We start from the raw sequence: 22,691 nt of genomic DNA, 5'->3' as shown, positions 1-22,691 counted from the left end.
CCCCGCTTCAGGGCGCCGTCGCTTCGAGTTCCGCCTCGATCCAGCCGCGCAGGCTGTTCAGGAAGGCCAGTGCTTCCACGCGGGGGAGATCCTGCACGCGCACCACGCCTTCGGCCAGGCGCCCCTCTCGCAGCCAGTGCATGCGGCCGATGCCGGCCAGCAAGCCGCATTGCAATGGGGGCGTCAGCCAACGGCCGTCGATGCGAAAGGCGACGTTGCCGCGCGTGCACTCGGTGAACTCGCCGCGCCGGTTCCAGAGCAGCGTGTCGAACAAGCCCGGCCGCGTGGGCGCGAAAGCCTCGTAGTGGTCGCGACGCGTGGTCTTGAAGCGCACGAATTCGCTGTCGGCAGCCTCGAAGGGCCGGTCCGCCAACTGCAGGCGAACTCTTGGCGGTGCCGCGTCCTGCGCGAAGGCCCGTGCCTGCATACGGCCGGCGGCGTCGAGCAACAGGCGCACGCGCCAGACGCCGTGCGGGTGGGCACAGCGCATACCGTGGATCGACTGCGCCACGGCGTCGCCGTGCCACGGGTAGCCGAAGTGCTGCGCAGCGGCCGCCATGCGTCCCAGGTGCGCCGGCCCATCGCGCAACCGGCTTTCGCTCATCGACAGCGTTTCGAGCAGCTCGAAGGGCCGGCTCGCGCGGTCGAGAAAGGCGCGCTTGTGGCGCCATTCCTGCCATTCGTCGTCGGCCTTCGCATCGGCCGTGATGCCGCTGCCGATGCCGCAGCGGGCTTCGGCACCTTGCAAGGTGACGGTGCGGATCGGCACGTTGAAGGTGGCCGCGCCACCCGGGCGAACCACGCCGACCGCGCCACAGTAGATGCCGCGCGCTTCGGGCTCCAGCGCACGGATCAGGCGCATGGCGCTGACCTTGGGAGCCCCCGTCACCGAGCCGCACGGAAAAAGCGCCGCGAAGACATCGGCCAGCGTGCAGCCCGGGCGCGTGTGCGCCTGGACGTCGGAGGTCATCTGCCACACGGTGGGCAAGGCCTCGACGTGGAACAGCCGCGGCACGCACACCGAGTTCGGCAGCGCAACGCGCGACATGTCGTTGCGCAGCAGGTCGACGACCATGACGTTCTCGGCGCGCTCCTTGGCCGACGCACGCAGGCGGGCGGCGGCGGTTGCGTCTTCCTTGGCGGTGGCACCGCGCGGGGCGGTGCCTTTCATGGGGCGCGCCAGCAGGCGGCCCTCGGTCCAATCGAAGAACAGTTCGGGCGACACCGACAAGAGCTGTTCGTCGCCGGTGTCGATCCAGGCTGCGTAGCCGCCCGGCTGCGCGCGTTTGAGCGCGGCAAAGAGCGCCCTTCCCTGCGACGCGGCATCCGCATCGGTCGCGTCGCGCAGCTCGCCGCGCAGCAGGGCCGTGTAGTTGACCTGGTAGAGCTCGCCTTCTGCGATGGCGCTGTGGGCGCGCTGCAAGGCGTGATCGAAGGATGCGCGCGGGATGCTCTCGTGCCAATGCACCGTGGGCTCGGACTCGGGCTCGGGCTTGACCGCGTCGTCTGGCCAGGGCTGCGCCTCGTCATGCACGCTGAACCAGGCGAGCGGCCGGCCTGCGGTTTCTGCGTCGTGCACCGCGAGCGCGGGATCGAAGGCCGACGCCGCTTCGTAGCGCAGGTAGCCCACGCACCAGCGCCCCTGCTGCGCATGGCGCTCTACCGCATCCAGCAGCGGCCGCACCTGCGCCGGCGTGTGCGCCACCAGGGTCTCGCGGGGTGCGCCGAAGGCATGCCGCAGGCGCGGGCCACCCGGATCGGCGGGGCAAGAAAAATCGATGAGTGCCGAGAGCGCGGTCATCAGGCCGCGCCGATGCCGGCCACGAGGCTGCCGGCCGGCAGGCCCTTTCTAAGCCCCGCCGTGAAGTCGAGCATGCGGTCGATCGGCAGGCGGGCGCGCAGGCCCAGCGCGGGATCGACGTAGACCTCGCCAACGCCGGTTTCGAGCGCGTGCGCGAGACCGGCCAGCCCGTTCATCGCCATCCAGGGGCAATGCGCACAGCTCTTGCAGGTGGCGCCGTTGCCGGCGGTGGGCGCTTCGATGAAGGTCTTGCCCGGATTCAGCGTGCGCAGCTTGTGCAGCAGGCCGGTGTCGGTGGCCACGATGAACTCGCGCGCATCCATGCGTGCGGCTGCCGCGAGGATGCCGGAGGTGGAGCCCACTGCGTCCGCCAGTGCGATGACGGACGCGGGCGACTCGGGATGCACCAGCACCTTCGCACCGGGATGGGCCTCGATCAGCAGTTCGAGCTCGAGCGACTTGAACTCGTCGTGCACGATGCAGGCCCCCTCCCAGCTCAGCATGTCGGCGCCGGTCTCGCGCCGGATGTAGTCGCCCAGGTGGCGGTCGGGCGCCCACAGGATCTTGCGCCCCTGCGCCTTGAGCGCGCGCACCACGTCGAGCGCGCAGCTGGACGTGACCAGCCAGTCGGCACGCGCCTTGACCGCGGCGCTGGTGTTGGCATAGACCACCACGGTTCGGTCGGGATGCTGGTCGCAGAAGGCGGTGAACTCGTCGGCCGGGCAGCCGAGGTCGAGCGAGCAGGTGGCATCCGGGTCGGGCATCAGCACGCGCTTGTCGGGCGAGAGGATCTTGGCGGTCTCGCCCATGAAGCGCACGCCCGACACCACCAGCGTGCGGGCCGGATGGTCGCGGCCGAAGCGTGCCATCTCGAGCGAATCGCTGACGAGGCCGCCGGTTTCCTCGGCGAGGTCCTGCAGGTCGGGATGCACGTAGTAGTGCGACACCATCACCGCATCGCGCTCGCGCAGCAGGCGGCGGATGCGCTGCTTGAGCGCCTCGCGTTCGGCCGCGGAAGGCTCGGCGGGCACGCGGGCCCAGGCATGACGGGTGTCGCACACGCTGCCGGCATCCGGCGGCAGCACGGGCTGCTCGTAGTCGACGCTGATCAAGGCGGATGTCATGTCGGCGTCCTTCAGCTTTCCTGGAAGCGCATCGAGTAATCGACGGCCTGGACGTCCTTGGTCAGCGCACCGATCGAGATGCGGTCGACTCCGGTGTCGGCCAGCGCGCGCAGGCCGTCGAGCGTGACGCCGCCGGAGACCTCGAGGATGGCGCGCTTGTCGCCCAGGCCGTCGTTGATGCGCACGGCCTCGCGCAGGGTCGGCAAGTCCATGTTGTCCAGCAGCACCATGCGGGCGCCATGGGACAGCGCCTCGTCGAGCTGCGCCAGGGTTTCGACCTCGATCTCGACGAACCTCGCCTTCGATGCCGCGCGCTCGGCGGCCTGCAGGGCGGCACGGACGCCGCCGGCCGCAACGATGTGGTTCTCCTTGATCAGGATCGCGTCGTAGAGGCCGATGCGGTGGTTGACGCCACCGCCGACGCGCACCGCGTACTTCTGCGCCAGGCGCAGGCCCGGCAGCGTCTTGCGGGTGTCGACGATGGCAGCACGCGTGCCGCGAACGATGGCGACGTAGCGCGCGGTCTTGGTGGCGACACCGCTGAGCAGTTGCAGGAAGTTGAGCGCGGTGCGCTCGGCCGTGAGCAGTGCCCTTGCGTCGCCCTTGATCTCGAACAGCACCTGGCCGGCGCTGAACGGCAAGCCTTCCATGCCGTGCCAGGTGAAGGCGGCCTGGGGATCCAGCTGCCGCACCACCGCCTCGACCCAGGGCGCACCGCACAGCATGGCTTGCTCGCGCGCCACCACGCGGGCGGCGGCGCGGCGGCCGGCGGGCACGAGCGCGGCGGTGAGGTCGCCATCGCCTGCGTCTTCGCGCAGGGCGCGCCGGGCATCGGACACGGCGAGTTCGTCCATTTGGGCCGAGGTGAAATCGAAGAAGTTGTTGTCCATTCTGGGGTTGTCTCGTCTGCTTGGCGGGCCGTGCGGCCCCGGGTTCAATGGCGTTCGACGCCTGGCTCGCGCGCCATCAGCTCGGCCACTGCCGCGGCAGGCTTGAGGCGGCCGTCGAGCAAGGCCAGCACGCCTTCGGCAATGGGCATTTGCACGCCGAGGGCGACCGCGCGCTGCACGACGGCACGCGCGCAATAGACGCCTTCGGCGACGTGGCCCAGCGAGGCCACCGCCTGCTCCAGTGTCTGGCCCTGGGCGAGCAGCAGGCCTACCTTGCGGTTGCGCGACAGGTCGCCGGTGGCGGTCAGCACCAGGTCGCCCAAGCCCGACAGGCCCATGAAGGTTTCGGGCCGCGCACCGAGGGCGACGCCCAGGCGCGTCATCTCGGCCAGCCCGCGCGTGACGAGGGCAGCGCGTGCGTTCAGGCCGAGGGCCAGGCCATCGGCCAGGCCGGTGGCGATGGCAAGCACGTTCTTGACGGCACCGCCCACCTCGACGCCGACGATGTCGTCGTTGGCATAGACGCGCAGGCTGGGGCCGTGGAAGGCCTCGACCAGGGCGTCGCGCAGGCCGGCGTCGGCGCTTGCGGCGACCAGCGCCGTGGGTTGGCCCTGCGCGACCTCCTGCGCAAAGCTGGGACCGCTGAGGGCGCCTGCGACGAGGGTGGGTGCCACGCGCGCCTGGATCTCGTGGGCCAGCAGCCCGCTGTCACCGGGCCGCGCAGGCTCGATGCCCTTGCAGAGCCATGCCACGGGATAGGAAGCGCCCCGCACTTCTTCGAGCATCTCGCGCAACGCCGCCATGGGCGTGGCGATGATCACCAGGTTGGCGCCGCCCGCGGCCGTCGACACCGGCCCGGATCGCAGCAGGATCGACGCCGGCACCGGCATGCCCGGCAGATACCGGTCGTTGACGCCGGTCAGCGCAATTTGCTGGGCGAGGGCCGTGTCACGCGCCCAGAGGCTGACATCGTGCCGACCCGCCGCATTGATCGCCAGCGCCGTTCCCCAGGCGCCGGCCCCGAGCACGCAGATCTTCATCGTCTGCCGTTGCGCGATGCGCGGTGCTGGTTACTGGGTGATGATGGGAGAGGCTTGGCCGGCCGCCTGGGCCTGCTGCTGCTCGAACATGGCCTGGAAGTTGATTTCGGCCAGGTGCACGGGCGGGAAGCCGCCGCGCTGGATCACGTCGGCGACGTTGCCGCGCAGGTAGGGGTACACGATCTGCGGGCAGGCGATGCCGAGGATCGGGCCCATCTGGTCTTCGGGCAGGTTGCGGATCTCGAAGATGCCGGCCTGCTTGGCCTCGACCAGGAACACGGTACGGTCCTGGATCTTGGTCTGCACGGTGGCCGACACCGTGATCTCGAAGATGCCGTCGGCCACGGGCTGGGCGTCGACGCCGAGCTGGATGTCGACGGTAGGCTGTTCCTGCTCCAGCAGGATGCCCGGCGAGTTCGGCTGCTCGAGCGACAGGTCTTTCAGGTAGACGCGCTGGATCTGGAACACGGGGTCTTGGGCTTGCTGGTCGGCCATGGATGATCTTTCGAGGGTCAAAACAAGGCCCGCCGGGGAGCGTAAAGGTCCCGACGGCGGGCTGGATCGTTCGGTGGAAACCGGGAACGGAAACCGGAAAAGGGGCGATTATCGCCCCGCCGGATCACGCGCCCTGAAGCAGCGGCACGAGGCCGCCGCGGCCGTCGAGCGCGATCAGTTCGTCGCAGCCGCCGACATGCGTGTCGCCGATGAAGATCTGCGGGACGGTGCGCCGTTGGGTGATGTTCATCATCGTGGTGCGCGCCTGCGGGTCCATGTCCACGCGGATTTCCTCGATCTGCTCGACCCCCTTGGACTTGAGGATCTGCTTCGCACGAATGCAGTAGGGGCAGACGGCGGTGGTGTACATCTTGACGGCTTGCATCGTGTGTTCAGGTTCGGAAAGCGGAAAGGTGCAGGCCCGACGGCTTCAGGCCTTTTCGACGGGCAGGTTAGCCTCTTTCCACGATTTCAGCCCGCCGGCCACCGCTTGGGCCTTTTCGTAGCCGAGTTTCTTGGCCGTGGCCACCGCGCGCTGAGCGCGAGAACCGCTGGCACACACGAGCAGCACGGGCACCGTCTTGTTCTTGACCGTGGCGGCCAGTTTTTCCTCGAGCTGGGCGAGCGGCACGTTCTTGGCACCGGTCATGTGGCCGGCCGCGAATTCCTCGGGCTCGCGCACGTCCACCAGCACGGCCCGTTCGCGGTTGATCAGTTGCACCGCGCCCTGCGCCGTCAGCGATCCGCTGTTGGCGCCGCGCACCAGCGGCCAGGCCAGCATGGCGCCGGAGCTGAGCGCGATCAGGATCAGCATCCAGTTGTCGACGATGAATTTCACGGGGTTCCTCGGTTGGGCAAACGCGGGATTTTAGAATGCCGGGTTTTGGCAAGCGTTCGCAAAGGCCCTCCCCCATGCACAAACTGGTATTGATCCGCCATGGCGAATCGACCTGGAATCTCGAAAACCGCTTCACTGGCTGGACCGACGTCGATCTGACGCCGACCGGCGTCGAGCAGGCCAAGCAGGCCGGCCGGCTGCTGAAGGCCGAGGGTTACGACTTCGACGTCGCCTACACCAGCGTGCTCAAGCGCGCCACCCGGACGCTCTGGCACACGCTAGACGAGCTCGACCGCACTTGGCTGCCGGTGGTGCATTCCTGGCGCCTGAACGAGCGCCACTACGGCGGGCTGCAGGGCCTCAACAAGGCCGAGACGGCCAAGAAATACGGCGACGAGCAGGTGCTGGTCTGGCGCCGCAGCTACAGCGTGCCGCCGCCGCCGCTGGAACCCAACGACCCGCGCAGCGAGCGCGGCGACCCGCGATACGCCAAGCTGGCGCCCGAACAGGTGCCGCTGACCGAATGCCTGAAGGACACGGTCGCCCGCGTGCTGCCCTTCTGGAACGAGTCGATGGCCCCGGCCATCCGGGCCGGCCGCCGGCTGGTGGTGGCGGCGCATGGCAACTCGATCCGCGCACTGGTCAAATACCTCGACGGCATTTCCGACGACGACATCGTGGGCTTGAACATTCCCAACGGCATCCCGCTGGTCTACGAACTCGACGACGAACTCAAGCCGCTGCGCCACTACTACCTGGGCGACGCAGCGGCGGCCGAGAAGGCCGCGGCCGCGGTGGCCGCGCAAGGCAAGGGCTGAGCGCGAACCAAATCGCAGCGGGAACCTCAACTACGAGGAACCACGGCAGACAACTTGCTTCCAAGCTGTGTATATTCGTTTGACAGGCGACAAGGACACCTACACATGGGCCAGAAACTCAAGATCACCGGCTGGGTCGCAGCCGGCGCCTTTGCAGGCGCACTGACCACGGTTTCGTTGCAAACAGTTGCACGCGGTTCTCTGGCACCCCTCCCACTCGAAGAGCTGCAGCAGCTTGCCGCGGTGTTCGGGATGGTGAAGAGCGATTACGTGGAGGCGGTCGACGAGAAGAAGCTCATCTCCGACGCCATCTCCGGCATGGTCGCCGGGCTCGACCCGCACTCGCAGTACTTCGACAAGAAGTCCTTCAAGGAATTCAGGGAAGGCACCACCGGCCGCTTCGTCGGCGTCGGCATCGAGATATCGCAGGAGGACGGGCTGATCAAGGTGGTGTCGCCGATCGAGGGCTCCCCGGCCTTCCGCGCCGGCCTCAAGCCCAACGACATGATCACGCGCATCGACGACACGGCGGTGCGCGGCCTCTCGCTCAACGAGGCGGTCAAGCGCATGCGGGGCGAGGCCAGCACGAAGGTGCTGCTGACGATCTTCCGCAAGGACGAGAACCGCACCTTCCCCGTGACCATCACGCGCGAAGAGATCCGCACGCAGTCGGTGCGCGGCAAGATGATCGAGCCGGGCTACGGCTGGATCCGCCTGTCGCAATTCCAGGAACGCACGGTCGAGGACTTCGTCAAGAAGGTCGACGAGCTCTACAAGCAGGACCCGAACCTCAAGGGCCTGGTCCTCGACCTGCGCAACGACCCGGGCGGCTTGCTCGACGCGGCCGTGGCGATCTCGTCCGCTTTCCTGCCCCAGAACGTCACCGTCGTTTCCACCGACGGCCAGCTGGCCGAGAGCAAGTCGGTCTACAAGGCGGCGCCGGAGTACTACCAGCGCCGTGCCGGCAGCGACCCGCTGCGCAGCCTGCCCGCCGCACTCAAGAACGTGCCGCTGGTGGTGCTGGTGAACGAAGGCTCGGCCTCCGCGAGCGAAATCGTCGCCGGCGCCCTGCAAGACCACAAGCGCGCCACGATCATGGGCAGCCAGACCTTCGGCAAGGGCTCGGTGCAGACGGTGCGTCCGCTCGGCCCCGACACCGGCCTCAAGATCACGACGGCGCGCTACTACACGCCGAGCGGCACCTCGATCCAGGCCAAGGGCATCGTGCCCAACGTGCTCGTGGACGAAAGCGCCGAGGGCAGCCCCTTCGCGGCCCTGCGCATGCGCGAGGCCGACCTCGAAAAGCACCTCGCCAGCGGCCAAGGCCCGGAGGCGAAGGACCCGGAACGCGAAAAGGCCCGCGACGAAGCCCGCAAGCGCCTCGAGGAAGAAGCCAAGAAGCCGCCGCAGGACCGCAAGGTACCCGAGTTCGGCAACGAGAAAGACTTCCCCCTCGTGCAGGCGCTGAACCGTCTGAAGGGCCAGCCGGTGCTGGTCAGCAAGACGCAGGTGATCGTCGAGAACAAGGAAGAGAAGAAGGAAAACTGATCCCGGCACATCGGGAAGCCGCGAACCGCCCTGCCGGATTCGCTCACGTCTTCCCGGCTCCCGCCTCGCGGGAGCGCCGGCATCGGCCCGCGCGGCGCATGGAAGACCAGGACCTGCTGCGCTATTCGCGCCACATCCTCCTCGAAGAATTCGGCATCGACGGGCAGGCCCGCGTCAGCGCAGGGCACGCGCTGGTGATCGGCGCCGGGGGGCTTGGCTCGCCAGTGGCGCTGTACCTCGCGGCAGCAGGCGTCGGCCGCATCACGCTGGTGGACGACGACGAGGTCGACCTCACCAACCTTCAGCGCCAGATCGCCCACACTACCGCGCGTGTGGGCGAGGCCAAGGTTGCGTCGGCTGCCGCGGCAATGCGCGATATCAACCCCGAGATTCGCATCGACATACACGTGCAGCGGGCCGATTCGGCTTTGCTCGACGCACTGGTTCCGACGGCCGACGTGGTGGTCGATTGCAGCGACAACTTCGCGACCCGGCATGCCGTCAACCGCGCCTGTGTGGCGCATGGCACGCCGCTGGTGGCCGGTGCGGCGATCCGTTTCGACGGCCAGCTGAGCGTGTACGACACGCGGGATCCGGCATCGCCGTGCTATGCCTGCCTGTTCCCACCGGACGCGGATTTCGAAGAGACGCGCTGCGCAGTGCTCGGCGTGTTCGCCCCCGTCGTGGGCACGATCGGCACGCTCGAGGCGAGCGAGGCGCTGAAATTGCTGGCCGGCATCGGGCCATCGTTGGCCGGCAGCCTGTTGATGTTCGACGGGCGCCGCAGCGCCTTCGACACCCTGCGCGTGGCGCGCGATCCGGCATGCAGCGTCTGCGGGCACCGGGCGGCGGTGGCCTGAGCGCCCCCATCGGAACGCCTGCCCTTCAGCCGTACCGCCCTATTGCTTCTTGGCCTTGGCCGCGCCGCTGGCGGCTTCACCCGACGCAGGCTTCTTGGCCTGGGCCAGCACCTCGCCGCAGTCGGCATCGGAGCCCGGGCCTGTCTCGATCGTCGCGGCCAGCGCGAGCAGCGGATTGATGGCTCCGAAAGCCAGCGCCGCCGCGCCGCGGGTGATCAATGGCACGGCTTCGACGCCTGCGCTCGGCGACCCGAAGGTGCCCTTGACCAGCAGCGGGGTCCGCAGCGACAAGATGCTCATGTCCTTGGGTTCGGGCCGGATGACGAAGTCCAGGGTTTCCTTCGACAGACTGGCCTGCCCGCTCACCCGGAAGACCGTGTCCTCGGTGTCCATCACCACGCTCCGGCTGTGCATGGTGCCCTTGTCCACGTCGAAGGCCATCGCAGCGCATCGCAGAACCACGTTGCGGTCGCCGCGCAGCAGGAACTTGATGACCTCGCCACCGTCCAGGCCCATGAACTCGAGCAGCAGGTTGCTGAATTCGCCACGGCCCGTCAGCGCGGCCACGTCGCCCGAGGCACCGCCGAGCCAGCCCGCCACCGAATTGCCGCGTCCCGACAGATTGACGCGCCCGTCCAGCTTGCCGAAGCTCGTCCGCATGGTTTCGACCTTGGGGATCAGCCGGTTGAGCTGCATCGCGCGGATGTCGAGCGCCGCGCGGATGTCAGCCGGGTTCTGCGCGGCATCGATGCGAATGGCGCCGGCCAGCGAGCCGCCGGCCACGCCCAGCGCGAGCGGGTCGAGCGTCAGCACGGCGTCCTTGAGCTTGACCTGCACCGAGCCCTTGTCCAAAGGCACGTCGCGCACGTTGCGGATGCTGTCCGCCGTGTACTTGACGTCGGCATTCATCGCGCGCAGGCGTTCGAAATCCAGCGGAGTGGTCGGCAGCACCTTCAAGCCAGGATCGCGCTTGGCGCGTTTCACCTCCGTGATCGTCGGCGGCGGGGCCACGCCCTCCACAGCCTTCGCCGAACGCTCGGTGGGCGGCAGGCCGATCAGCGGACCGAGATCGTCCATGTCCATCACCCGGGAACGCAATGCGCCCGACAGGTAAGGCAGCTTGGCGGACTGGTCGAAGCGCATGTCGCCGCCGATGTCCGACAGGCCGAGCTTGCCCTTCAATCCGATGGCTTCCCACAGCTTGGCGCGCTTGCGCAACTCGCCGCTGATCGCATAGGGTGAGGTCTGCGGCAAGGCGATGCCGAGCAGGTTGTACAGGTCGCCGAGGTTCTGGCCCTTGAGGTCGAAGTTGGCATCGACGCCGTCGAGCGTCGCCAGCGCCGCGACCGTGCCACTGGCCTTGAGCCGGGTGCGGCCGGCGGTGGCATCGATCTCGATCGGGAACGGCGGCTGCCCTGCCGCCTCGATCTGCAGCACATTCCCCGTGCGGCCCTGCGCGGTGAGCGGCTGACGCTGATAGCGCCCCTTGATGCGATAGGACAGCGGCATGTCGCCGCGGGCCGAGTCGAAGCTGAAGTCGGCATGCATGTCCACGCCTTGGTAGTCGGCGAGGAAATCGAGCGTGCCGTTGTCGACTTCGAGCAGGCCGATGACCGGCGCCGTGCCTGAATCGGAGGTGTCCTTGCCCAGCGCCCAGGTACGCCGGCCGTCTTCTTCCATCTGCAGGCCCAAGGCTGGGGATTGGAGCGCAATGCGCGGGATCACGACGCGCTTCGACAGCAGTGGCCAGAAGCGCAGCTCGAATTCGGCGCGCTCGGCCTTGACCAGATAGGGGTCGCGGGCCCACGGCGGATTGGCGAACTCGATGCCGTCGAGCTTGATCGTGGCGCCCCGCCAACCCAGGTCGACGTCGAGTCGGCGCGTGATCTCGAACTTGCGCCCCGTGAGGTCGCTGACGTATCGATTGACAGGCCACCGGAGCACATCCCAAGGGAAGAACACCAGCACCAGAAGCAACGCGACGAGCAGCCCCAGCAGCACCGCGCCGATCTTGACCCAGAGTGGCGAACGAGACTTGGGGACAGCGAGATCGGTCACGGGACAGTGTGCTTTCGATCGGGTGCGGCGGAAGTGAAAGTGGAAGTGGACATGGAGGGAGCAGACGGTGCAGCCGTCTCCGCTACGGAAGCGGACCGGGCGGCTTCGGCCAGCCGCAGTTCTGCATTGGCAGGCTCACCGCCGGCAACGATGGCGGCGGCAGCCAAGGTCAGCAGTGCAACGGCTCCGTAATTCCACAGCATCTTCATCACGCCACCTTCGGGATAAGGGTGCGGCCGCAACGGGGATCGCGGCGGCCGGAATGTGTGAAGAGCCTAAGTGCCGCGCATCATCGCGCAGGGTCGGCGCTGGACCGCAGCCACTGTGGGGCGCCGCCTACGGGCTGCACGACCACAGTGCTCGTAAGAACAAGCCTACAAGCTCGGCCTGTCGGAGGATGCATCATCCGGCGGTGCCACCCATAGCATTTACGACCATAGCTTTCACTTCAGCCATAAGCTAAGGTTCTCGCAGCTCCAATCGCCCGACAGACGCGCGGTTCCATGGACTCCAGATTGAAAACCTACATCGTCGAAGACAACGTCACGATCCGCGAGAACCTCGTCGGCACTCTGGAAGAACTCACCTGTATTTCGGCGGTCGGTTTTGCTGAAACCGAATCGGAGGCCGTGAAGTGGCTGACCGAGAACAGCGATCAATGGGAGCTGGCCATCGTCGACCTGTTCCTCAAGCAAGGCAGCGGGCTCGGCGTGCTGCAAGCCGTCAGCGCCCGCCAGCCGCACCAGAAGATCGTGGTACTCAGCAATTACGCCACCCCCGACATCCGGACGCGCTGCGCGCAGTTCGGCGTCGACGCAGTGTTCGACAAGTCCAACGAGATCGATGCGCTGATCGACTTCTGCATCCAGCAATCGGCGCTGCTGCGGCAGACTTCGGGCTCGAACTGACCCGGGAACGAGAACACGCCGATGGCCGTACGAGCCACTCGGCATTCGCGGCGGCGCCGGAGCGCCGCCCACCACCCATCAATCGATGAGCTTGTTCTTGAGCGCGTAGTAGGTGAGGTCGCTGTTGGAGGACAGGTTCATCTTCTCCATCAGCCGCGTGCGGTACGTGCTCACGGTCTTCACCGACAGCGACAGGGTCTTGGCGATGTCGCCTGCCGTTTCGCCCTTGGCGAGCTTGAGGAACACCTGAAACTCGCGCTCGGACAGCTGTTCGTGGGGCGCTGCGTCGTCCTTGCGGTCGAGCTGGCGAGCCAGCAGTTCGGCCACGGCCGGCGTGATGTAGCGGCGGCCCAGCGAGATGGTGCGGATCGCGTTGACGATTTCCATCGGCTCGCATTCCTTGTTGAGGTAGCCGCTCGCGCCCTGCCGGATCAGGTTCATCGCGTAGTGCTCCTCGGGGTAGCCGCTGAGGATCAGGATGCCGACGTCGGGCGCCTTGGCCCGGATCATGGCCAGCGCATCGATGCCGCTCTGCCCGGGCATGGACAAGTCCATCACCAGCACGTCGAGCTCGGTGGTGCGCACCAGCTCGATGGCTTCGCGCCCGCTGGCCGCCTCCCCGACGACACGCAGATCGACGTGCTCCGAAAAGAACTGGCGCAATCCGGACCGCACGATGGCGTGGTCGTCCACAATTCCGATTTTGATCATCTGATACCTTCTTAGTCCTGTCGCGGCCTTTTGCGTCGCAGCAAACCGCTCCCTGGTTCACAACGATTATTCCCGAAATTGATCTGCTCGCATCTCGCGGAGACCCCATGCGCTGGTTAGCTTTCCCGAAGATGGCCGCCGGCCTGGCACTCGCGATGCTCGCCGCGCTCGCGCTGGTCGGCATCAACGAAGCGGGCTACCAGCAGTCCACCAAGGCCCTGACGGAGGTCGGCGAAGCCCAGCGCGTCAGGCTGGCCCTCAACACCCTGCTGCAGAGCATCGTCGATGCAGAAACGGGCCAGCGCGGCTATCTGTTGACCGGGGAAGCCCGCTATCGCGAACCTTATGACGGCGCGATCAAGCAGGTCGACGGCCAACTGGCCGCCCTGCAGGCGCTCTATGCCAACCGCCCGGCCGAGGCGGCGCGGCTGGCGCAGTTGTCCAAGCACGTGGCCCGCAAGCTGGCAGAGATCGACATGAGCGTGCGGCTGCGCCAGGAAGGCAACGACGATGCCTGGAAGTTCGTCATCACGACCGACGTCGGGCGCGAAGAGATGGAGGCCATCCGCCAGCAGGCCGGCGAGCTGATCTCGATGAGCAACGAAGCGCTCACGCGCGGGCAGGCGCAGATCTCGAAGTCGCTGGGCATCGCCCGCATCGGCATCGCGCTGGTCGCGCTGGCGGGCCTGCTCGCCTTTTACCTGTATCTGCGCCAGACGCATGCGTTGCGCTCGGCCGGCGAGCGTCAGCAGGAAGCGCTGCAGCGCGAACGCAATGCACTCGAAGACGAAGTGCGCGACCGTACCGCCTCGCTCGCCGAGCTTGCCACCCACCTGCAGGACGTGCGGGAAAGCGAGCGCGGCTTCCTGGCCCGCGAGCTGCACGACGAGCTCGGGTCGCTGCTCACGGCGGCCAAGCTCGACGTGGCCCGTCTCAAGTCGCGCCTGGCCGAGTCGCCCGACGCGACCCAGCGGCTGCAGCATCTGAACGATCTTCTCAACAGCGGCATCGCGCTCAAGCGGCGGATCATCGAAGACCTGCGGCCATCGTCGCTCGCCAACCTCGGCCTGATCGCCTCGCTGGAAATCCTCGGCCGCGAGTTCGCCGAGCGCTCCGGTGTCGAGATCGAGATGGTGCTGGAACCCGTGGCACTCGACGAGGCCAATCAGCTCACGGTGTATCGCATGGTGCAGGAGAGCCTGACCAACATCGGCAAGTACGCGCACGCGAGCGAAGCCAGCATCGTCATGAAGAACTACAACAACCACGTGGTGGTCGAAGTGAACGACAACGGCCGTGGCTTCGATGCACGCGCCGCACGCGTCGCGTCGCACGGGCTGGCCGGCATGCGGCACCGCGTAGAGGCGGCCGGCGGCAAGCTGGCCATCGCGTCGACGCCGGGCCAGGGCACGCGCTTGAGCGCCAGCCTTCCGTCCAGCGCGGCCCCCGCCACCACAGCGGGGCAGCCGGCCTGAACACGCGGCCGCGCGCCGCGTCATTCAATTCCGAATCGGCCGCGATTCGGCCCTTTCCTACGCCTCCAGCCCGAGGCTGCTGACACGTCGGCAGAGGGGTCGCCTTTAACGTATGACTCAAGCTCCTCGACGTGCCGACATTCATCGGTGCATGCGAGGGGGCATGAATCCACAACATCGAGACGCCCTCGCACAAAAAAGGAGTTCAGCATGCTGTATTACGCCGTCGTGTTCCTCGTGATCGCCTTGGTCGCCGCCCTGTTCGGCTTCGGTGGCATCGCGGCAAGCGCCGTTGGCATCGCGAAGATTCTTTTCATCATCTTCATCGTGCTGGCCCTCGCGAGCTTCATCGCGGGCTTGATGCGACGATGACAGCATCGTTACGATGCGCAGGCTCCTCGCCCCATTTTTTTCCGGAAGGACTTTCATGAGCACGACCAAGACCCCATCGCAACTGGCCGAAGAGGCACGGCAGACCGCCAACGACGCGATCGACACCACCCGCGCCTATGCGCAGAACGCGGTGAACGCCGCCGGCGAGAAGGTCCGCGATCTGCGCCGCGATGCGGAGCCGACCGTCGAGCAACTTGCTGCCCGCGTGCAGCAGGCCGTGCAGCGTGGCCTCGACGCCGCGTCGACCACGAGCGCCCGCGCTCAACGTCGCTTCGAAGCGGCAGCAGACGTCACGGGTCGCTACATCGCCGACCAGCCGGTTCGCTCGGTGCTGATCGCTGCGGCGGCCGGCGCCGCCATCACCGCGCTGATCGTGCTCGCCAGCCGCCGCAGCCGGGACGACTACTGACCTGAGAACCGATCGCCATCGGCGCCGCCTGCAGCACCATGCTTCATCCCATTTTTTCCACGGTGCTCAGGCATCCCGAGCTGATCGCAGACCATGCCGCCAACTATGCAGCGCTGCTGCGACTGGAGGCGGCCGAAGCCAGCAGGGGACTGATCGCCAGGCTGGTGGCGGGCGTGCTCGCCGCGGTGAGCGTCATGCTGGCGCTTGTCTTGGCAGGCACCGCCGTCATGATGGGCATGCTGCATGGCACCTTCCATTGGGTGCTGGTCATCGTGCCCGGCGTCGCCGTCCTGATTGCGGTCGTCGCCGGCTACATCGCGGCGCGTCCATCCGAATTTCACGGGTTCGCCGACTTGCGGACCCAGATCGAAGCAGACATCGGCGCGCTCAAGGCGGCAGGAGACCGGCATGGCCGCTGAACACAACCCCTTGACGCCCCAGCAGCGGCTGGCCATGTCGCGAAGGGCTCTCGTCGCCCAGCTGCAGGGCCGCAACCCACGGCTGCATGCAGCACCCGGGTTCGAGGCTCCCGAGGTCGGGTTCGACGAACCGCCCTCTCCTCCGCACGAAAGCATGCTGGACCGCATCGCCTGGCTGCAAGTCGGCCGGCAAGTCGCTCGGCGCTGGTGGCAGCGCCACCCTGCCAATGCGGCAACCCAGCTCGCGCGCCCGCTCCTGGAGCGCTACGCACGTGAGCAGCCCGGCAAGTTGATCGCAGGAGCCGCCGGTACGGGTGCGCTGCTGGTACTCGTGAAGCCATGGCGGCTGCTGTCGGTGACGGCGGTCGTGGCAATGCTCCTCAAGACTTCGGACGTGGCCGATCTCGTGACCACGCTGATGCACAAGACACCCGAACCCCCACGAAAGGACATTCCATGACGACCGCAGTTGACCAAAAAGACAAGCCTCACCAACGCCTGGTACTCGATCAGACCGCAATCAACGAGGCGGCTTCACAGAGCCTGGACGATGGCGCGGTGACCCCCGGCTATGGCCCTTGGCGCGACGACATCGTCGAGCTGCTCAATGGCGCGCTGGCGACGGAGCTGGTTTGCGTGCTGCGCTACAAGCGTCACTATTTCACCGCCAACGGGGTTGCTTCGCCGGCGATCGCCGATGAGTTTCTCGTGCATGCCAACGAAGAGTCGGCCCACGCGGACAAGATCGCCGAGCGCATCGTCCAACTGGGCGGCGAACCCGACTTCAACCCGAAGACGCTGCAAGAGCGCAGCCATGCCGGCTATGACGAATCGACGGAACTGCAGGCGATGGTGCGGGCCAACCTGGTCGCGGAGCGCATCGCTATTGAAACCTATCGCCAGATGATCGCGCTGATCGGCGACAAGGACCCGACGACGCGGCGCATGCTCGAAGAAATCCTCACCGACGAGGAAGAGCATGCGGACGAGCTGAAGGACTGGCTCGGTCACTGAGCGCGCCCCGAGCCAAAATGGCTCAGGCGGTGAGGATCCAGCCCTCGAGCGGGTCCATCACCGCCGGAAGACCCCAGCCGGGCCCCGGGCTGCTGTCGCGTCGGGCTGCGGCCCAGCCGGCCTGAACAAGGCACAGCGCGGCATCGAGCGCGTCGCCCTGCGCATCGGCGAGCAGTTGGCGGCGTTGCTCGGGGGTTAGCGCCAGGCGCACGCCCATGCGGGCAGAACCTACTTCCAACAAGTGCAAGAGATCGCTGCGCGCGGCATGCCGCTCGGCTGTCTGCCGCGCCGCGTCGTCGCTTTTGTAGCTGCGCCGTCCGATGAACTCGCGCGCCAGCAGCCCCGGATAGGCCTCCAACGCGACGCGCAAGCCGGCGCCCGGTTCCGAAGGTGCGTAGAGCCCGGGCAGCGTCGCTCCGGCCTCCACCAGCCGCGGTACGCCCGCGTGCAGCATGAAAGCCACCGGCGGATTGACCCATTTCATCGATGGGCTGGAACCCGCCGGTCCGTCGGTCGCGCGATGGGCGAACTTGCCGCCGACCGGCCGCGCTGCGCAAAACGCGGAGAAGGCTTGGCGGATGCTGGCGCGTTCGAGGCTGGCGTAGTGCGCGATCAACGCCGCCCACTGCAAGGGCCAGCCCAGTTGTTCGACCAGCTCGCGTGGCAGGCCGAAAGGGAAGTCGAACGCACCCACCCAGGCCGGCATCTCCTTGAGCCACCGGCCCCATGCATCGAGCGAGGAGAAGCTTTCGAGCCGATCGAGCGCGACGCCGCCCTGCACGGGGTGACCGACGGCAACGACGATGGGTTTGCGCGCAGTGGGCGCGCTCGAGAAGTCGCAGCCCAGCAGCAGATCGGGCTCCGCGGCCGACCTCAGTGGCGGCCGACGATGGCGGCGGTGGCCATCAGCTCTTCGAGCAGTGCCAGCGACACCTTGCCGGACACCGAATAGGGATCGAGTTCGGGCTTCTCGGAATACTTGAGCAGCGTCGAGACGTTGAGCTTCGACAGGTTGACCTGCCCCATGGTCCAGCCGCCGAAGCGGCGTTCCGAGATTTCCTCGTAGTGCAGCAGCACCACGTCCTTGTGACGGGCGTCGCGCTGGATATGGCCGAAGAGTTCGCTGATGGCCATGCGCCCGCCCTCGATCGCCTGCAGGAACACGCCCCCTCCGTAGCAAAGGATGCCGGTGATGCCGCAGGCGGTGTTGTGCGTGCGCGATTGGGCCAGGATGGCTTCGATTGCCCCTGTGCTGGTGTCGACGGCGCGGCTGGCGTAGAGCAGGCGTACGAGCATGGCCTCAGCTCCGGCGCGGCATCAGCGCGAGGAATTCACGCCGCAGGTTGGAGTCCTTCAGGAAGACGCCGCGCATCACGGAATTGATCATCTTGCTGTCCATCTCCTTGACGCCGCGCCACTGCATGCAGAAGTGCTCGGCCTCGACCACCAGTGCCAGGCCATCGGGCTGCGTGCGCTCCTGGATCAGGTCGGCCAGTTGCACCACCGCCTCTTCCTGGATCTGGGGCCGGCTCATCACCCACTCGGCCAGGCGCGCGTACTTGGACAGACCAATGACGTTGGTCTTCTCGTTGGGCATGACACCGATCCAGAGCTTGCCGATGATCGGGCAGAAATGGTGCGAGCAGGCGCTACGCACCGTGATGGGGCCGACGATCATGAGCTCGTTCAAATGCTCGGCGTTCGGAAACTCGGTGAGCGAGGGCTGCGTGACATAGCGGCCCCTGAACACCTCGTTCACGTACATCTTCGCGACGCGGCGGGCGGTGTTGCCGGTGTTGTGGTCGTTTTCGAGGTCGATCACCAGGCTCTCGAGCACGTCCTTCATCTTGAGCTCGACCTCGTCGAGCAGGCCCTCGAGCTCGCCGGGCTTGATGAACTCGGCGATGTTGTCGTTGGCGTTGAAGCGCTGGCGGGCAGCGAGCAGGCGTTCGCGGATCTTGACGGAGACGGGCGTGCCCTCGTCCCCGGTGTCCGGTTCGGCGGGCCCGGCGGTGTCTATTTTTCTCAGCATCGGCGCATCCTAACAGTGAATGGAGAGCAGGCGAATGCTCCTGCAGCGCCCATTTCGCCTGCCCTCGAAGCTATTGTTTCGATAGCAAAAAATCTGCGACCAGAGGCAAATGGTCGGACATACGCGCCCAGATCGGCCCCCGCGGCACGGTGCTCGAAACAGCCTCGACCTGGCGCCCGTAGATGAAATCGAGTTGGGTCACGGGCAGGCGGGACGGGTAGGTCAGTGTGCGCGGCCCCCGCAGGTCGCTGGTGTCGCGCAGGCCCATGGCATTCATGGCGTAACGCATGCGAGCGCCCCAGTCGTTGAAGTCACCGGCTACCACCAGCGGCTCGCCGGCCGGAATCTCGCGCTCGATGAACTCGCGCAGCAGCGCGACTTGCCGCACCCGGCTGCCGCGGATCAGGCCCAGATGCACCACGATGGCGTGCACCGGCCGGCCGTCGACGTCGATGCAGACGTGCAGCAGGCCGCGCTGCTCGAATCGATGATCGGAGATGTCCTGGTGCGTTTTGCGCAGCACCGGCCAGCGGGTCAGCAAGGCATTCCCGTGCTCGCCATGCTTGGTGATGGCGTTGGTCTCGTAGACGGCGGTGTAGCCTTCCGGCGCGAGAAAGTCGGCCTGCGGCAGCTCGGGCCAGTGCCGGAACCGTGCGGCGGCCTGCCGGTTCATCTTGCGCACTTCCTGCAGACAGACGATGTCGGCATCGAGTTGCTCGATGGCGTGGCCGAGGTTGTGGATTTCGAGTCGCCGGGTGGGCCCGATGCCCTGCACACCCTTGTGAATGTTGTAAGTCGCAACCCGGAGGTGGCTGGTCGGCGCGTTCATTGCGCAAATTGTGGCAGCAGCAGGATGGCTTCCGCGTTCGAGGGGGAAAAGCAGGCATCCGCCGCCTCGCGATAGGGCAGCCAGCGCCAAGCCGTGTGCTCGCGTGGATCGAGCGTCGGCGTCAGGCGCTCGGGCACGCACAGGCCGAACAGATGCTCGGTGTTGTGCGTCACGCCGGGCGCATAGCGGGCGCGCCAGCGCGGGTAGATCTCGTAGATGTTCTGCAAGCCCCAGTCGCGCAGTTCGCAGGCCAGCGCACTGTCCTCGCGGCAATCGATGCCGGTTTCCTCGGCGACCTCGCGCGCGGCGGTGAGAGAGAGCGGCTCGTCCGCATGATCCTTGCTGCCGGTCACGGATTGCCAAAAATCATCGGCATCCGCGCGCTGGATCAACAGGACATCGAGCGCGGGCGTGTGGATGACGACCAGCACCGACTCGGGGATCTTCCAGGGGCGCTCGGACATCGGTACACCGGCGCTTAGCGCGGAAGGCTTCGCGCCCCGGGAAAGCGCCGGCGAACCATGCTGCCTCTCGCGTCTTAAGCGGCCGGCTGCGTATTGCGCAGTCGGATGTGCAACTCGCGCAGTTGCTTCTCGTCCACCGGGCTCGGCGCCTGCGTGAGCAAGTCTTGCGCGCGCTGGGTTTTGGGGAAGGCGATCACGTCTCGGATCGACTCGGCGCCGGTCATCAACATGACCAAGCGGTCGAGGCCGATGGCGATGCCGCCGTGGGGCGGGGCGCCGTACTGAAGTGCGTCGAGCAGGAAGCCGAACTTATGCTGCGCATCCTCCGCGCTGATCTTGAGTGCGCGGAACACCTTGCTCTGCACTTCTTCACGGTGGATACGCACCGAGCCGCCGCCCATCTCGATGCCGTTCAGCACCATGTCGTAGGCCTTGGCGATGCACTTCTCGGGCGCGGTGTCCATGAGGTCTTCATGGCCGTCCTTCGGCGAGGTGAAGGGGTGGTGCACGGCGGACCAGCGCTGCCCTTCCTCGTCGAACTCGAACATCGGGAAGTCGACCACCCACAACGGTGCCCAGCGTTCCTCGAACAGCCCGTTCTTGCGGCCGAAGGCACTGTGGCCGATCTTCACGCGGAGTGCGCCGATGGCGTCGTTGACGACCTTTTCCTTGTCGGCACCGAAGAAGAGAATGTCGCCGTCGCGCGCGCCGGTGCGGGCGATGATCTCGGCCAGCGACGCGTCGTTGAGGTTCTTCACGATCGGGCTCTGCAGGCCCTCGCGGCCCTGCGCCGCATCGTTGACCTTGATGTACGCCAGGCCCTTGGCCCCGTAGATCTTGACGAACTCGGTGTAGGCGTCGATGTCACCACGCGACAGGCCGCCCTCGGCGCCGCCACCGGGCACGCGCAGCGCGACCACGCGGCCGCCCGTCATGCTCGCAGCCTGCGCGAAGACCTTGAATTCGACGTTGCGCATCACGTCCGTCAGCTCGGTGAACTCGAGCTTCACGCGCAGGTCGGGCTTGTCGGAGCCGAACTTGTGCATCGCGTCCGCGTAGCTCATGACAGGGAAAGGCGGCAGCTCCACTTGCGCGGCAGCGCGGAACACCTTGCGGATCATGCCTTCGAACATCTCGCGGATCTCGTCCTCGGCCATGAACGAGGTCTCGATGTCGATCTGCGTGAACTCGGGCTGGCGATCGGCGCGCAGGTCCTCGTCGCGGAAGCACTTGACGATCTGGTAGTAGCGGTCGTAGCCGGCCACCATCAGCAGTTGCTTGAAGAGTTGCGGCGACTGGGGAAGCGCGAAGAAGCTGCCGTCGTGCACGCGGCTGGGCACGAGATAGTCGCGCGCGCCTTCGGGCGTGGACTTGCCGAGCATCGGCGTCTCGATGTCGATGAAGCCGTTGTCGTCGAGGAACTTGCGCGCCTCCATCGTGACCTTGTAGCGCAGCATCATGTTGCGCTGCATGGCCGGGCGGCGCAGGTCCAGCACGCGGTGGGTCAGTCGTGTGGTTTCGGAAAGGTTGTCATCGTCCAGCTGGAAGGGCGGCGTGACGGACGGGTTGATCACCTTGAGCTCGTGGCTGAGCACCTCGATCTTGCCGCTCTTGAGGTTGTCGTTGGCCGTGCCTTCGGGGCGCGAACGCACGAGGCCCGTGACCTGCACGCAGAACTCGTTGCGCAGGCCCTCGGCGGTGGCGAAAGTGGCGGCGCGGTCGGGGTCGCACACCACCTGCACGTAGCCTTCGCGATCGCGAAGGTCGATGAAGATCACACCGCCATGATCGCGGCGGCGGTTGACCCAGCCGCAAAGGGTGACGGTTTGCCCGAGCAGGGCTTCGGTCACGAGACCGCAGTATTGAGAACGCATGGCCATGGTCGATTTCCGGCGCCGTCGGGGGCGCGATGTTTTATCTGGTTGCGATGACTGCGGGGCCGCCAGGAACGACCACGCCCATCGACACGATGTATTTGAGCGCGTCGTCCACGCTCATCCTGAGTTCGATGCAATCGCTGCGCTTGAGCATCACGAAATAGCCGCCCGTGGGATTGGGCGTGGTGGGCACGTAGACGCTGAGGTAGTCGCCGCCGCCCAACTGTGCCAACACCTCGCCGCCCGGTGCACCCGTCACGAACGCGATGGTCCAGACGTCTTCACGAGGCCACTGGATCAGCACCGCCGTGCGGAAGGCGTTGCCGTTTTCGGAGAACAGCGTGTCCGAAACCTGCTTGACGCTGGAGTAGATCGAGCGCACCACGGGAATGCGGCGCACCACGGCATCGCCCCAGCCCAACAGCCGCTTGCCGATGAAGTTGCTGGCGACGGCGCCGACGACCAGCAGGATGGCCAGCGTCAGCAGCACGCCTAGGCCGCGCACCTTGTGCTCCGACAGCCACCGCTGCCAGTTCTCGGGCAGCAGCCACAGCGTCTGGTCGAGCGTGCCGATGATCCAGTTCAGCACGCCCAGCGTGATGACCAGGGGCACGATGACCAGCAGGCCGGACAGCAACCATTTGCGCAACGCGAGCATGGCGGCGGGAATCGATCAGTCGTTTTTGGG

General features: G+C 66.8%; 27 protein-coding genes. 10 read left to right on the top strand and 17 right to left on the bottom strand.

From position 1 onward, the window contains the following. Positions 1-7: 7 nt before the first annotated feature. The 7 genes from pabB to B0W80_RS20875 all read right to left on the bottom strand — a co-directional run bounded on the left by pabB (position 8) and on the right by B0W80_RS20875 (position 6,188). Positions 8-1,801: an aminodeoxychorismate synthase component I gene (pabB, locus tag B0W80_RS20905; RefSeq protein WP_077001089.1), complete on the bottom strand. Its 1,794-nt coding sequence runs from the start codon at positions 1,799-1,801 to the stop codon at positions 8-10. Further along, entirely contained in the window at positions 1,801-2,925 is a 1,125-nt protein-coding gene (gene nadA / locus B0W80_RS20900) for a quinolinate synthase NadA (protein WP_077001088.1), read from the bottom strand. The genes pabB and nadA overlap by 1 nt, the downstream gene beginning before the upstream one ends. Before the next feature lie 11 nt (positions 2,926-2,936). Next, entirely contained in the window at positions 2,937-3,815 is an 879-nt protein-coding gene (gene nadC / locus B0W80_RS20895; protein ID WP_077001087.1) for a carboxylating nicotinate-nucleotide diphosphorylase, read from the bottom strand. Between the two features lie 44 nt (positions 3,816-3,859). Continuing rightward, positions 3,860-4,855, bottom strand: a complete 996-nt coding sequence (locus tag B0W80_RS20890; RefSeq protein WP_077001086.1) for an NAD(P)H-dependent glycerol-3-phosphate dehydrogenase — start codon at positions 4,853-4,855, stop codon at positions 3,860-3,862. Between the two features lie 30 nt (positions 4,856-4,885). Further along, a complete protein-coding gene (secB, locus tag B0W80_RS20885; RefSeq protein ID WP_077001085.1) occupies positions 4,886-5,350 on the bottom strand; it encodes a protein-export chaperone SecB in 465 nt (154 codons plus the stop codon). Between the two features lie 124 nt (positions 5,351-5,474). Then, positions 5,475-5,735 (bottom strand): glutaredoxin 3, encoded by a 261-nt coding sequence (grxC, locus tag B0W80_RS20880; protein ID WP_077001084.1) that lies wholly within the window; start codon positions 5,733-5,735, stop codon positions 5,475-5,477. 45 nt (positions 5,736-5,780) lie between these two features. After that, positions 5,781-6,188, bottom strand: coding sequence for a rhodanese-like domain-containing protein (locus tag B0W80_RS20875; RefSeq protein ID WP_077001083.1), 408 nt, complete (start codon positions 6,186-6,188; stop codon positions 5,781-5,783). A 74-nt stretch (positions 6,189-6,262) separates the two neighbouring features. Here B0W80_RS20875 and gpmA point away from each other — a divergent pair, with 74 nt between their 5' ends. The 3 genes from gpmA (at position 6,263) to B0W80_RS20860 (ending at position 9,414) form a co-directional block, all read left to right on the top strand. After that, on the top strand, positions 6,263-7,006 hold the full coding sequence (gpmA, locus tag B0W80_RS20870) for a 2,3-diphosphoglycerate-dependent phosphoglycerate mutase (RefSeq protein WP_077001082.1): 744 nt from the start codon (positions 6,263-6,265) through the stop codon (positions 7,004-7,006). 105 nt (positions 7,007-7,111) lie between these two features. Further along, entirely contained in the window at positions 7,112-8,554 is a 1,443-nt protein-coding gene (locus tag B0W80_RS20865; protein ID WP_077001081.1) for a S41 family peptidase, read from the top strand. Positions 8,555-8,652: 98 nt separating this feature from the next. Next, complete coding sequence (locus tag B0W80_RS20860; protein ID WP_077001080.1) at positions 8,653-9,414, top strand: molybdopterin-synthase adenylyltransferase MoeB; 762 nt, start codon at positions 8,653-8,655, stop codon at positions 9,412-9,414. A gap of 39 nt (positions 9,415-9,453) precedes the next feature. Here the strand turns inward: B0W80_RS20860 and B0W80_RS20855 are convergent, their stop codons facing one another. After that, positions 9,454-11,472 (bottom strand): AsmA family protein, encoded by a 2,019-nt coding sequence (locus tag B0W80_RS20855; protein WP_077001079.1) that lies wholly within the window; start codon positions 11,470-11,472, stop codon positions 9,454-9,456. Then, complete coding sequence (locus B0W80_RS35075; RefSeq protein WP_143684715.1) at positions 11,469-11,681, bottom strand: hypothetical protein; 213 nt, start codon at positions 11,679-11,681, stop codon at positions 11,469-11,471. Before B0W80_RS35075 ends, B0W80_RS20855 begins: the two co-directional genes overlap by 4 nt. A 294-nt stretch (positions 11,682-11,975) precedes the next feature. Between B0W80_RS35075 and B0W80_RS20850 the strand changes: the two genes are divergently transcribed. Next, entirely contained in the window at positions 11,976-12,380 is a 405-nt protein-coding gene (locus tag B0W80_RS20850) for a response regulator (RefSeq protein WP_077001078.1), read from the top strand. Positions 12,381-12,458: 78 nt separating this feature from the next. Here B0W80_RS20850 and B0W80_RS20845 read toward each other — a convergent pair whose 3' ends face one another. Then, positions 12,459-13,091, bottom strand: a complete 633-nt coding sequence (locus tag B0W80_RS20845) for a response regulator transcription factor (protein ID WP_077001077.1) — start codon at positions 13,089-13,091, stop codon at positions 12,459-12,461. Positions 13,092-13,198: 107 nt separating this feature from the next. Here B0W80_RS20845 and B0W80_RS20840 point away from each other — a divergent pair, with 107 nt between their 5' ends. From B0W80_RS20840 to B0W80_RS20815, 6 genes are all read left to right on the top strand, one after another. Next, a complete protein-coding gene (locus tag B0W80_RS20840) occupies positions 13,199-14,566 on the top strand; it encodes a CHASE3 domain-containing protein (protein WP_077001076.1) in 1,368 nt (455 codons plus the stop codon). Positions 14,567-14,776: 210 nt separating this feature from the next. Continuing rightward, the gene (locus tag B0W80_RS20835; RefSeq protein WP_077001075.1) at positions 14,777-14,938 is read left to right on the top strand and encodes a DUF1328 domain-containing protein; all 162 of its coding nucleotides are present in this window, start codon (positions 14,777-14,779) and stop codon (positions 14,936-14,938) included. 55 nt (positions 14,939-14,993) lie between these two features. Then, positions 14,994-15,368, top strand: a complete 375-nt coding sequence (locus tag B0W80_RS20830; RefSeq protein WP_077001074.1) for a hypothetical protein — start codon at positions 14,994-14,996, stop codon at positions 15,366-15,368. Positions 15,369-15,430: 62 nt separating this feature from the next. Beyond that, a complete protein-coding gene (locus B0W80_RS20825; RefSeq protein WP_256856637.1) occupies positions 15,431-15,787 on the top strand; it encodes a hypothetical protein in 357 nt (118 codons plus the stop codon). Further along, the gene (locus tag B0W80_RS20820) at positions 15,777-16,247 is read left to right on the top strand and encodes a hypothetical protein (RefSeq protein ID WP_077001072.1); all 471 of its coding nucleotides are present in this window, start codon (positions 15,777-15,779) and stop codon (positions 16,245-16,247) included. The genes B0W80_RS20825 and B0W80_RS20820 overlap by 11 nt, the downstream gene beginning before the upstream one ends. Further along, on the top strand, positions 16,244-16,801 hold the full coding sequence (locus tag B0W80_RS20815; RefSeq protein ID WP_077001071.1) for a bacterioferritin: 558 nt from the start codon (positions 16,244-16,246) through the stop codon (positions 16,799-16,801). Before B0W80_RS20820 ends, B0W80_RS20815 begins: the two co-directional genes overlap by 4 nt. A gap of 22 nt (positions 16,802-16,823) precedes the next feature. Here B0W80_RS20815 and B0W80_RS20810 read toward each other — a convergent pair whose 3' ends face one another. The 7 genes from B0W80_RS20810 to B0W80_RS20780 form a co-directional block, all read right to left on the bottom strand. Continuing rightward, positions 16,824-17,654 carry a DUF429 domain-containing protein gene (locus B0W80_RS20810; RefSeq protein WP_077001118.1) on the bottom strand — a complete coding sequence of 277 codons (831 nt, stop codon included), beginning with the start codon at positions 17,652-17,654 and terminating at the stop codon, positions 16,824-16,826. Between the two features lie 20 nt (positions 17,655-17,674). Beyond that, positions 17,675-18,097, bottom strand: coding sequence for a BLUF domain-containing protein (locus tag B0W80_RS20805; protein ID WP_077001070.1), 423 nt, complete (start codon positions 18,095-18,097; stop codon positions 17,675-17,677). A gap of 4 nt (positions 18,098-18,101) precedes the next feature. Then, positions 18,102-18,833, bottom strand: coding sequence for a GTP cyclohydrolase I (gene folE / locus B0W80_RS20800; RefSeq protein WP_077001069.1), 732 nt, complete (start codon positions 18,831-18,833; stop codon positions 18,102-18,104). A gap of 70 nt (positions 18,834-18,903) precedes the next feature. Then, complete coding sequence (locus B0W80_RS20795; RefSeq protein ID WP_077001068.1) at positions 18,904-19,662, bottom strand: endonuclease/exonuclease/phosphatase family protein; 759 nt, start codon at positions 19,660-19,662, stop codon at positions 18,904-18,906. Further along, a complete protein-coding gene (nudB, locus tag B0W80_RS20790) occupies positions 19,659-20,126 on the bottom strand; it encodes a dihydroneopterin triphosphate diphosphatase (protein WP_077001067.1) in 468 nt (155 codons plus the stop codon). Before nudB ends, B0W80_RS20795 begins: the two co-directional genes overlap by 4 nt. Positions 20,127-20,200: 74 nt before the next feature. Next, positions 20,201-22,006: an aspartate--tRNA ligase gene (gene aspS / locus B0W80_RS20785; protein ID WP_077001066.1), complete on the bottom strand. Its 1,806-nt coding sequence runs from the start codon at positions 22,004-22,006 to the stop codon at positions 20,201-20,203. Positions 22,007-22,040: 34 nt separating this feature from the next. After that, positions 22,041-22,661 (bottom strand): DUF502 domain-containing protein, encoded by a 621-nt coding sequence (locus B0W80_RS20780; RefSeq protein ID WP_077001065.1) that lies wholly within the window; start codon positions 22,659-22,661, stop codon positions 22,041-22,043. Positions 22,662-22,691 lie beyond the last annotated feature (30 nt).

This window comes from Variovorax sp. KK3 (assembly GCF_001984055.1).
Lineage (GTDB): Bacteria > Pseudomonadota > Gammaproteobacteria > Burkholderiales > Burkholderiaceae_C > Variovorax.
Note: the sequence above shows the minus strand (reverse complement) of the source record. Positions and strands in the feature narration are given on the sequence as shown.